Source organism: Chryseobacterium populi (assembly GCF_000282115.1).
Taxonomy (GTDB): Bacteria; Bacteroidota; Bacteroidia; order Flavobacteriales; family Weeksellaceae; genus Chryseobacterium; species Chryseobacterium populi.
In genome coordinates this window covers 1-10,899 of the sequence record NZ_AKJY01000047.1, presented here as the reverse complement: position 1 = coordinate 10,899, position 10,899 = coordinate 1, and the positions used below count along the sequence as shown (strand labels likewise).

Here is a 10,899-nt window from a genome sequence, read left to right as displayed (position 1 = left end):
AGATTATAAAATCCAAGCCTAGCTTTTTAACTTACACACTTTACGGGATAGTGTCATGAACTTTCATATCTTGTTACAAGAGACTCTACCCAAACAAAAGAATATTTTAGATTGCAGAAAGAAAATGATAATATTAAAATAATCTCTTATCGAGTTGATTTTGATATTATACAAAAAAAATAAAGCGGGAGTTATTCCGCTTTATTTTTTGAATATTATAACTTGTACTCATGGTTGATAATACTATCTTTTTTGCGAATACTAAAAATCAATTCACCTTTCTTCTTAACTATAGTATCACCAACTCCTATTTCATTTTTATATGAGCTCCACCATCTATTATAGTGATTACATTCACAAGGTTTTTTAGTTAGAGGGCTATAGCCTTTCGCCTTAAACATCTCAGAAGTATATGATGAAGGAGGTATTTTTACAACTAAAATACATTCCTCTTCAGTAAGCCTCTTTGCATTACTTTGATGATTTATACGATTTGTGAAAATAAAGAAAATTAACACAATTATTAAACATACAATTAAACTTATTTTTGGTTTCATACTTAATCAAATTGAGGAGAATGTTTAATATTTTTACGAAGCCAGTTCCCAATTGCCGATGGAGCATTATTAACTTTCTGCGTTATATCAGTTGTATATGTTCTCGAAACTCCTGCATCATAACCAACTCCAACATTAAAGCTTGTAGCTTGGGTTCCATAGTCTGCACGACCCACACTATTATCACTTGCACTAAAACTGTGAGAACCCCCAAATACATAAGAACCGGAAACTTCTGTAGAATAACCCGTAGCACCCTCAAAGACATTAGTATACTTAGCTCCATCTTTTTCTCCATAAGCATTCATTTGGAATATTTCTTAACTGCTTTCTTTCCTGCATCGTCATTGTCAAAACAGAAAATAATTTCCTCTAAATTCCCTAAACTTTTTATCGCTTTTAAAATTTCCTCGTTTAATCCATTCGTTCCAAAACAACTGAGTAAACTATAATTGTCTCTGATTTCTTTAATCTGAAGTAGGCTTGCGCAATCAATAATAGCTTCTGTTAAAATGAGTTTGCAGGTTTCGGGATTTGGGTAGCCGGGATAAATTCCTAATCTGTTTTTTAAGTAGTAATGCTTGGCTTTATCATCGTTCAGGATAGAGCGGAAGTATAATCCTGTAACTTCATTCTTCTGATTTCTTAAGGCAAAACAGATACACCATTTCGCAAAAGGGCTGTAGCCTTTTTCTTTGGTTCTGTTGTTGATGAGTCCTTTGTCCTGTAACAATCCAACTTCTAAAGCCTGTTTCAATAGTTCCTCTGTTTTCCTTTCTCCGTGATGGAACTGACCCGAGTTGTAACCGATTTCTAAAATGCTGTTGTCAAGATTTCGCTTTTCTAAATATTCTCTTGCTGGTTTACTGCTGTGAAGAGCATTTTTAAAATATTGGAACATATTCCCCAAAAAGTCCGTGTCGGAGAGACGATTGTTTTTTCTCGTCTCCGGATTTATAATTTCCTGTGCTTTTTTGATGGCTTCCTGTTTGGTGCAGTTGGGGATTCATAAAAACGTGTTGGGAAGATACGAGAGGAACGAAGTTTATCCCTCGATAGATATTGCCCGCAAGATTGCAGATATTTTGGACGTGTCTTTGGATTACCTTACCGGAAAAGAAGATGTGCAGATTGATAAAAATACAAGTAGCCGTATTTTGGAGGTCTCAAAATTTGAACCTGAAGACCGCAATCATATCTTTTCAGTCATTGATGCTTTTATAGCTAAAAGAAAAATACAAAGTATTTTATAAACAAAAACTCCGCTCAATTGAGCGGAGTTTTTGTTTATATATATTCCTCAGGAATTTTTTTTAATTGGGAAGAAAAGTCCCAATCATTGGGCTTTAATGATGGATCAAACCATTTTGTTCCCTTTTTTATCCATTCCATTCTATATTCTTTTGCAGACTCTATAGTATAATCTTCATTACCAGATTCACACCCACAACATGGACAAATTATATACATGGGGTTATCATCTTCCCAAAATTCTTCAGGATAGTTATTAAATCCACAGGCTTTACAAATATATTCTTTCATAAAAATTTTATTTTTGTTTTAACCAATAATTCATTCCGTCTTTAGGTCTAAAGAGTGTTTTAGGTGCTCCGGCAGAATTTGTTACTCCAAACGTATTAGTTGTAGGATGATACTTCATAATATCTCCATTGGTTCTTGTCTTCATTAATGTTCCTGCTGGAGATTTACTCATAAATTGATGTGCTCCTTCAGCATATTGTAGAGAATTTCCAAATTCAGGAAACTCGTTTCCATGTTTTTTAAAGTGTGAAAAAGCATTTCCTGCCGAAGACATATTTTTAGTGGAAGTCCAAAGTCCTTTTTCAGCAGCTAAAACTTTTAAAGCATCATCCTCATTTCCTGATAGTACTAATAAAGGAAGTGCTGCTAACTGTGCGTTAGAATCACCTGAAGAAGAAAGGACCATTCCTCCAACTTCAAAAATTCCAGTAACATCACCTGCTCCTCCTACATACTTAATAGGTCCGTCATTGAAACCTAATCCACCAAATCCTGGTTGTACATTTCCAATTGCTGTCCCTGCTTCTGTTGAAAAATCAGAATTAATTGAATTCCCCTGAGTATCATATACTGATCCATTAGATGCTAAAGAATAAGAGTAATGATTGATTTCAATTCCTGCTACTGTTGACTTACCATTGATAGTAAGACTTTCAGCTACCTTGCTTACACCTTTATATCCGGCTGCTTCAGCTTGTTCTACTGTATTAACATTCGGGTCATAAGTATAAGATCTACCAGTAGCCAAATTAAATTGCTCAATCCATCCTGTTCCTTCTCTACCATCAGGATCAATGAAACTGATTGGGTTATTAAACGCATAGTTGTAAGGACTAAATCTGGTCATTTTCTCCGCCAATGGATCTACAACACCCCATCTCCCTAAGTCTGGCATATAAAAACGGGCTCCAAAGTCGTACATTCCAGTTTCAGTCTGAAGTTCCTTGCCATTGTATTTATACTGATAAGAAGGATTTCCTGCCAGGTTATTGTACCGCTCATGCTTCAATTCAAATGGATAGTAATTGTTTTCCTCAATGATCTCTGTTCCGGTATCATTCCTTGTCTGGCTCAACCTTACATTTCCTAAATGATCTATATAATTGTAAATATACTTATTTTTGAAAAAAGGCTCAGACTATAAAATCTAAGCCCTAACTTTTTAACTTATATACTTGCTGGGATAGTGTCATAAAAATGTAGCCGCTTTATAAAACACAAAACCCACCGCTTTTGCAATGGGTTTGTTTTTTTATCTGCCACACGATGTAATCGTTTGGGAGTGCGGATTAATCTAATCTGTAGATTATTTTAATCTCTTGCCCTTCTTTAAGCTTAATAATATCTTGTAATAAATCTTCATCTATCGTGTCTAAATCAAAAGTAAAAGCTTGATAGGTTTTACCTTCTATAAGTGATTCATTAAGTTCTTGTATAGGAAGATTTACATTATTATTTATTACTAAACTATTTGAGTTATTAACATTCTTTTCATCAACATTTTTTATTATTCCTACTATAACTAATTTCTTCTTATAGTTTAAAGTAAAAACTCTTTTAATTATAAAAACTCCCATATTATTTTAGTTTTTGTGCATTTTTTTCAGCAAAGTCAAAAGCTGCTTTAGTTTCACCACTTACGGCTCCTTGTGTAACATTTTGTCCTTTCAAATTACTCGTATTTAATCTATACAGTTCATGTAATATAGTTTTTCTTAATTCTAAGGGAGAACTAAAGGCATCTTTACCAAGAACAAAGGCATTTTCTTCGAAAAGTGTAAGACCTGACATTGGAGCTTCTGGTTCAACAACAATTGTTCTTCCTCCTATTTTAACTTCCTGACCAGTTCCTAACTCAAAAATTTTCTTAAGCGCTTTCTCTTCTTTAAGAATAGTTTGAGCTTCATTTATAACTTTAGCTTCAGTACTTAATACTCTTCCATAACCTCCAAACATGTTATAACCACCACCTCCAAACTCTAACATTTCCTCTCGCTTACTATTACCTATCAATCGGAAAATTCTATCCATTTTTGTCTCCCCTTCATTATAAAAAGGACTACCTTGCCATTGACGATAAGAATTCAATCCACCATATTTATCGGCATTAGTTTTAGGGCTATACTGACTTGTAAGAGCATTTTTAATTCCATTCCAAGCCCAATTCCAAAAGCTTCGAGTTTTTTTCTGTGCATAAATTACAACTTCCTCTATGTCTTGAGTTCTTATAGTTTTTCCATCAGTTCCATCTCCTGGACCTCCTGGAGCTAAACCATCTATATCAATATATTTTATCGGATTATTAAACGCATAATTATACGGAGACCATCTTGACATATTTTCCGCCATCGGGTCTACTACGCCCCATCTTCCCAGATCCGGCATATAGAACCTTGCGCCATAATCATACATTCCAGTTTCAGTCTGAAGTTCCTTGCCATTGTACTTGTACTGATAAGAAGGGTTTCCTGCTAGATTATTATACCGCTCATGCTTCAATCCAAAAGGATAGTAATTGTTTTCTTCAATGATCTCTGTTCCGGTATCATTCCTTGTATAGCTCAACCTTACATTTCCTAAATGATCTGTGTAATGGTAAATATACTTATTATTTTCAAAATTGTAATAACCTTCCGAAGTTGGGATAAATTTAAGTACAGCTGTCCCTGTAGTTGTTTCATATTGAAACCCATCCAGATAATCGGTCTGGACTCCCCCTAGCATAGCAATGCCGGTGGAGTTCTTGCCAACTTTTATCCCATCAGCTCTGTAAGTATAACTAATTGTTTCTCCAAATGATCCAAGACCTTTTTTTATACTATTGGGTAAATTCAGATAATTATAAGTAATCTTGGTAATTCCCTTATCCAGCTGGTCGGTCATATTTCCATTATCATCATACCCGATGGTATTTCCCAGGGCATTATATCCGGAAGGGTTATTGGTAACACCCGAAGGAAGGGTTATTTTCTGTAACCTGTTGCTTTGGTTTCCGTTATAATAATTATAAACCAGATTATCAATGCTTTCAGCAACTGTTCCTGAAGAGGGTTTGGAAAGCCTTTTTAAGGTTAATATATTTCCGTTAAGGTCATAGGTCAGTTCTTCATTGAAATAATTATTATAAATCAACGAGGAGCCGGGCTCAGAATAAGTTCCCTTTCCTAGCCTGTTTAAAGCATCATACTGGTAATCATATCTTCTTAATACACCATCCATCGATGATTTCCAGTCAATCTCTGCAATATTGCCATTGAATCTCCCGGGAGCTGTACCGGAAAATACCGGGTTGGTATATTTGATCTCGTACCCGAATAGTTTACCACTAAGATTAGCAGGATCATTAATCTTAGTCATCCAACCCCTGATGTTATAGGCATAATCAATACTTTGGGTAATACCTCCACCGGTAAATGACGAATATCCGCCTACCTTTTTATTGCTCAGCTGGGAAAGCTCATTGTAAGTATTTTCCGTTAATATTTCTTCAGGTTTATTGTCAACCTTGTGGAAATGCTGTTTAAGCCTGTTCTGGCTGTCGTAAACAAATCTTTCTTGTATTGTAACTCCTATTTCTCCCTGTTTTCTTAAGTGAGTCGTATTCACTTTCTGAGGAACACCTGCAAAATCAAGCTCGGTTTCTGTTTTGGTATACCCACCCAAATGATTGATGGAATGAGTTCCTATTACCCTGCCTCTCATATCATACCATGTGTAGGCTTTTGTCCAGTTATCATCTTCTATGTTTTTCACATAAGAGGCTACAGGTAAGCTTTTGGTGCTTACATTTGAACTTTGGGCATTCTGTGGCAATACATTCTGACCTAAAACCAGGGTTGGAATTGTTGGAGTACCTGTCGGATAGGCATCATAATAATTGACACTCATTATTTTCATACTTCCTGAGGGAAAAGCATTTTTTGTATAATAAATACTTTCTCCATTTTGTATAAGTGGGGTTGTATCATTTCTTTTTTCACTTATATTAGCCGTATTATTGGCAGTATTCTGTTCTGTAGCTCTTCCTGTTGAACCATAAGATTGAGAGGAAGTATAAATTCCTGTATAAACAATTCTATTGAATTGGTCATATTTGGTAAACATCCACTGTTTAGAGGCCCCTAATACCGCATCCTGAGTGATTATCAACCTGTCAGCTTTATCATATACCATATATTCCCATCCTTTTCCGGGAAGTTTTTTTTCTACAAGACGGTTTCTGCCGTCATAGCGGTATTCATATGCCAGGGCTTCCTGATCTACCCAACCCCAGGTTTGTTTCTTTGAAAGAAGAGGAGGAATTACCCAGGCTAACTGATTAAACTCATTGTAAACATAATAGGTATCCGCATTTTCAGTGACGCTCAAAACTTTTCTCACAAGAAGGGTCTGTCCCTGTCCGTTTTTAAATTCTGTCGTTTTATTACCATCTTCATCAGTAACGATATTTTTATAAAGCTGGCCAGCACCATAAGTGCCTCCGTAATCAATGCTAGATTTCGTTGCATTATTTTCCCATATTGTTGTAGTAGTGTATTTAATTACTTCTCCAACAATATTGGCATCATACTGGAATTTGACAGGCTTTGTACTCCACGCCGTTCCTACCTGTTTCTGTTCCAGTATCCTATCTAAAGGAGAGTTTTCCAGTGTCTTCTCGGCATAGATTTTTTCTGAACCATAGATCCCGGCTTGTGTAGCATTCGTGAGTGGTGTGGGAACGATGGCTCCGTTTAAGGTTTGGGATTGGGGAACGGGCAGATAATCTTTCACCTGTCTTCCAAATCCATCATATTCGATATGGGTGACCACATCTTTTCCCAAAGGAGAGGCTTTTACACCAACCACCTGCTTGGGTCTTCCTAAACCGTCAAAGTATTGCACAGACTGTACCTGCCTGGCTGTGGTACTGGAAGTGGTGACACCTTCCAGATAGGTTCTTATTTGTATATAGTTTTCAGTATTCGTTGCCTGGGCATGAAGTAAGCCCACCACAAACAAGGCACTGAATGAGATTAATATTTTTTTCATCAATTCTTAGTTTTTATAGTTGTATTTGAATTCTTTCAGAAGCTTACCTGTTTTGGAATCCTGTCTTATTTCCTGGAGCCTACCCGCTGTATCATAAATATACACCTCCCTGATTCCTGATGGTGGAGTGATGCTTGTTACTCCGATTAATGGATCATAAGTGTAGGTGGTGATCTGGTAAGCGGAAAGGCTGGCATTCTTTCTGAAATTATCCAATGCTGTGATAAGTGCAGGTTCATTTGCCGGAGTAGCTGCATCTGAATCGGATGCTGTTACGATGGCTGAGATAAAACTCATTATATACCTGTAATTAGTTCCTACAATTTTTGCGATGGGTTGGGTTTCATTGTATCCCCAGACAATGGCTACAGAAATGCCATCTTTTGTTTTATATTCCTGAAGATTTCCTTTTTGATCATAGCTAACATAAGTAATTTCATTAAATGACGCAGGGTCTAAAAGATCATATGATTTTAATGATAATGGTAATAGAAGTGATCCCGTTGGAGTTGTAGGGTAATTATTCTGATCAGGATAAATGGTTTCTGTTCTTGAAACAGTTTTACCTGTATCTGACGTATTTTGCTTCTCTACAACCGAAGTTTCTAATGGAATACCTATCATATTAGCTGCGATAAGCTTTTGATTGTTTTTATCGTTGGCATATTGGTAAGTAGTCTCTACTATCGAACCTTCCGGATTCGTAATGCTTTGCTTTGTAAGCTGGTTATTGGGTAAGGAATAATAATTTTTAACTTTTTTAATAATTTTATTATCTGACAAAGATGGATTTGGAATATCGGTTGATATTGTTTCATCAAGTAAAGCTTCATTGATAGATACCTTATAAGAGGTAATAAACTTATTTTTAATTCCGTAAGGGTCTCCATTGCTTGATTGGTAGACATCTCCACCCACTACATTATAAGTATTTACAGTTTCATTAAAAACATATTTATTTTCAATAATTCTGTTATATTTTATATTCCCATTTTGAATTTCAAATATTTTATCAATTAATAATTTACCATCAATATTTGGAAAAGAAAGTGATTTGTGAAATCTTTCTTTTGCAGACCGAGTTAATCGAGATAAATTATCTGCAGACCCAACAAAATTTGTATCATTGCCCAAGTCAAAAAAAGACGGTGAAAATAATTCAACTTCAGAACTTGGCCTAGATTTGATCATATATTTTTTTTCTTCACCCCCTTTTTCAAAATTATCTCCTCCAAAACTTAAAGTGATATTTGAATACATAGGGTCAATTAAATTAAGATAATTTCCATCTTCCGGTAAATCAGGATTTAAAGATAGGCTAGAATATTCTAATGAACTTAAGTTAGGGGTTGATTTAATATTGTTAACCAAAGTAGAAGACCCCGTATATCCCCAAATACCACAGTCTGTAGATGTTTCTGGATTTGGTATATTGGTTTGTAGAAGAAAATAAGTACTAAAATCAGGAATGAACACATTATTGTTCTTTCTTATATCAGGTATATTTACAAAATCAGTATAATAAACTCTTTTAATATTTATGGTTCCATTTTCTGTAATATCATACTGTTTTTTTAACCGAATACCAGGCCCGTTTTGTATATCAAGTTTTTTTGCCTTTACTTCTACAAAACCTTCACAATTACTGCATAAATTATCTACAATTTCTAATACTAATTTATACTTTTTAGTACGATCAAACATTATTTCTCCATCTACACTTGCAAATAAATTTGGAGTAACCTTACTTATTGTTATTTGTTGGGAAGTATATGCTACATTATTTAAATCATCAAGCATTTTAAATACAGCTCTTGCTTTCAGGGCAGGAGTATTAATATTTTGATCATTAGAACGAAGAGAAAATGAATACTGGACTTTGCCAAAGAATTCATACGGAAATAAATCTTTAGTATCAGTTCTGTTGACAGGATCTATAGCCATCCAGAATGTATCATCTTTAGGAGCTTCAGTAATGGGCTCATATTCAAATACAGTTTTACCTTTTGTGGGATAAGTTATGGATTTTAGAGACCCATATTTTGCAAATTCAAATACGGGCCTACGGTCAGCAAAATTATCAAATGCAGGAATATTGGTTTCATTAAATAAATTTATATTAGGTATAAGTGTACCAATCGCATTACTTTGTCCGTTATAATAACCAAGATAATCAATAGCTTTGGACAGTCTTTCTGGTATTTCTAACGGTTGATCATATTCTAATTTATAATCTTCCTTGAGATATAAAACATTGGCATTATTTTCATAAAATTTCACATCAGTCAAAAAGTACCTTTGGAGATGATTGTTATTATCTGATTTATCTAAATAATTAAGAACATATTTCTTTAATAAATTATTATTAGTGTAGACATTAATATTATTGAGTTTATTATATAAAACATAATCATCAGAATAATCAAAAGAAATAGTTTTATCACCTGATATGATCTTTTTTATTCTTTTAGGATCTGAAATTTTCAGAAAGTTATTTTTTTGTTCAATAGCACTTGAAGGAAGCGGGTGCCCACCACAAGGAGGTTCTTCAACTGTAACAATGCTTGAATTATAGCTTTCTTGTATATCAGTTGTTATTGATCTTAAAGTCCCTATAGATTCATACTCAAAATTTATAGTCCCATTGGTCCCATTACTACTTATGTCTTTTAAATAAAAACTTGTTACCCCAGCTGCTCCTGCATCTTCCTTATTGAATGTTTTTTCAGTAAATCCACTCCCTCCGAAATGGTATATAGTTCCATTATTTGTTGTAATTTTAAATTCATAATTCTGACTGAATGACCCGATAACTTCTACTTTACAATTATTATCTTTAGTTAATATCACAGGTTGGAAATTTTCATCCAAGAAAAAACTGCCGGAATAATTTCCTACCGTAAAATTGAAAATATCAACTTCATGATCTTTGTTATTTTGAATTACATATGCCCCCCAGTCCTGTGGATTATTAGATGTTATGATTGGAAGCTGATGAATTAAAGTATGTACTACTTTTTCGTCTGCAATATCATTTATTGTTCTTGTAATGATTCCTCCAGTGCCTAAAATCCAATTAGTCCCTGTACTATTGGGTATATCATTTACTTTAACACCTGCTTTAATATATTTTAATTCTAATTCAAAGGGAATATTACCATTTTGTAATGAAAATAAAGGAATACTAACAATAGGTTCTCCTTTAAAGTCATTAATATCAGTGTTTCCAAACTGGGATTTATAATAGGATTCCGGTGACGGAGGGATTATATTGTATGGGGAACCAATATCATTTGTTTGCCCAAAATAAATAATACTTGAAAATATGGTAAGAAATGATAGTATTTTTTTCATCATCTTATTTCTTAATCAATTTAGCATTCGCTGTTTTATTCGTATCTGTTTTCACCACCACAAGGTAAGCTCCCTGAATAAGTGGCTGTGTATTAATTTTAGTCACCGTATTCTTCGTTTTAATGCTCTGAAGCTGTCTTCCACCCATATCATACACCACAATCTCAGCATCTTTAAAATCGAAGTCTATTTCCACATAAGCATAATCAGACACAGGATTCGGGTAAATCTTAATATCCTGCTTCTCGATTAACTGATCAATCTGCTTATCACCCAGTTTCACAATCTTCCAGTTCTCCTTTCCTAATTCCTCAGCACTGGTGCCTGCTAAAATGATAGAACCATCCCTGTTTAATTTAATATCCGAAAGTCTTTCCTCTCTTTTTCTTGATTCCCCTTTCACATGCTTTCTCCA

The 10,899-nt window shown here is 34.5% G+C and carries 9 protein-coding genes and 1 pseudogene; 1 reads left to right on the top strand and 9 read right to left on the bottom strand.

Annotation, left to right across the window (positions count from 1 at the left end):
* Window positions 1–215: 215 nt before the first annotated feature.
* The 3 genes from PMI13_RS12675 to PMI13_RS12665 are packed head-to-tail and all read right to left on the bottom strand — an operon-like array spanning window position 216 to window position 1,458.
* Window positions 216–557 (bottom strand): hypothetical protein, encoded by a 342-nt coding sequence (locus PMI13_RS12675; protein ID WP_034670814.1) that lies wholly within the window; start codon window positions 555–557, stop codon window positions 216–218.
* A 2-nt stretch (window positions 558–559) separates the two neighbouring features.
* Complete coding sequence (locus PMI13_RS12670; protein WP_007844263.1) at window positions 560–865, bottom strand: hypothetical protein; 306 nt, start codon at window positions 863–865, stop codon at window positions 560–562.
* Window positions 862–1,458, bottom strand: a complete 597-nt coding sequence (locus PMI13_RS12665; RefSeq protein WP_007844262.1) for a toprim domain-containing protein — start codon at window positions 1,456–1,458, stop codon at window positions 862–864. The genes PMI13_RS12670 and PMI13_RS12665 overlap by 4 nt, the downstream gene beginning before the upstream one ends.
* Before the next feature lie 76 nt (window positions 1,459–1,534).
* Here PMI13_RS12665 and PMI13_RS12660 point away from each other — a divergent pair, with 76 nt between their 5' ends.
* Window positions 1,535–1,810 carry a helix-turn-helix domain-containing protein gene (locus tag PMI13_RS12660; RefSeq protein ID WP_007844261.1) on the top strand — a complete coding sequence of 92 codons (276 nt, stop codon included), beginning with the start codon at window positions 1,535–1,537 and terminating at the stop codon, window positions 1,808–1,810.
* 34 nt (window positions 1,811–1,844) lie between these two features.
* Here the strand turns inward: PMI13_RS12660 and PMI13_RS12655 are convergent, their stop codons facing one another.
* The 6 genes and pseudogenes from PMI13_RS12655 to PMI13_RS12630 all read right to left on the bottom strand — a co-directional run.
* The gene (locus PMI13_RS12655; protein ID WP_007844260.1) at window positions 1,845–2,099 is read right to left on the bottom strand and encodes a hypothetical protein; all 255 of its coding nucleotides are present in this window, start codon (window positions 2,097–2,099) and stop codon (window positions 1,845–1,847) included.
* 772 nt (window positions 2,100–2,871) lie between these two features.
* A pseudogene (locus PMI13_RS21845) lies at window positions 2,872–3,222 on the bottom strand (RHS repeat domain-containing protein); the annotation flags it as partial.
* Window positions 3,223–3,388: 166 nt separating this feature from the next.
* On the bottom strand, window positions 3,389–3,676 hold the full coding sequence (locus PMI13_RS12645) for a hypothetical protein (protein ID WP_007844258.1): 288 nt from the start codon (window positions 3,674–3,676) through the stop codon (window positions 3,389–3,391).
* A 1-nt stretch (window position 3,677) separates the two neighbouring features.
* Window positions 3,678–7,130 (bottom strand): DUF6443 domain-containing protein, encoded by a 3,453-nt coding sequence (locus tag PMI13_RS12640; RefSeq protein WP_007844257.1) that lies wholly within the window; start codon window positions 7,128–7,130, stop codon window positions 3,678–3,680.
* Window positions 7,131–7,136: 6 nt separating this feature from the next.
* Window positions 7,137–10,484, bottom strand: a complete 3,348-nt coding sequence (locus PMI13_RS12635; protein WP_007844256.1) for a hypothetical protein — start codon at window positions 10,482–10,484, stop codon at window positions 7,137–7,139.
* Between the two features lie 4 nt (window positions 10,485–10,488).
* The coding region (locus PMI13_RS12630) for a T9SS type A sorting domain-containing protein (RefSeq protein WP_007844254.1) at window positions 10,489–10,899 on the bottom strand (411 nt) is incomplete at its 5' end.

What these genes read in the sequence shown, in the direction of transcription:
- PMI13_RS12675 (WP_034670814.1), bottom strand. Translation starts at nt 557, where the DNA reads ATGAAACCAAAAATAAGTTTAATTGTATGTTTAATAATTGTGTTAATT.
- PMI13_RS12670 (WP_007844263.1), bottom strand. Translation starts at nt 865, where the DNA reads ATGAATGCTTATGGAGAAAAAGATGGAGCTAAGTATACTAATGTCTTT.
- PMI13_RS12665 (WP_007844262.1), bottom strand. Translation starts at nt 1,458, where the DNA reads ATGTTCCAATATTTTAAAAATGCTCTTCACAGCAGTAAACCAGCAAGA.
- PMI13_RS12660 (WP_007844261.1), top strand. Translation starts at nt 1,535, where the DNA reads ATGGCTTCCTGTTTGGTGCAGTTGGGGATTCATAAAAACGTGTTGGGA.
- PMI13_RS12655 (WP_007844260.1), bottom strand. Translation starts at nt 2,099, where the DNA reads ATGAAAGAATATATTTGTAAAGCCTGTGGATTTAATAACTATCCTGAA.
- PMI13_RS12645 (WP_007844258.1), bottom strand. Translation starts at nt 3,676, where the DNA reads ATGGGAGTTTTTATAATTAAAAGAGTTTTTACTTTAAACTATAAGAAG.
- PMI13_RS12640 (WP_007844257.1), bottom strand. Translation starts at nt 7,130, where the DNA reads ATGAAAAAAATATTAATCTCATTCAGTGCCTTGTTTGTGGTGGGCTTA.
- PMI13_RS12635 (WP_007844256.1), bottom strand. Translation starts at nt 10,484, where the DNA reads ATGAAAAAAATACTATCATTTCTTACCATATTTTCAAGTATTATTTAT.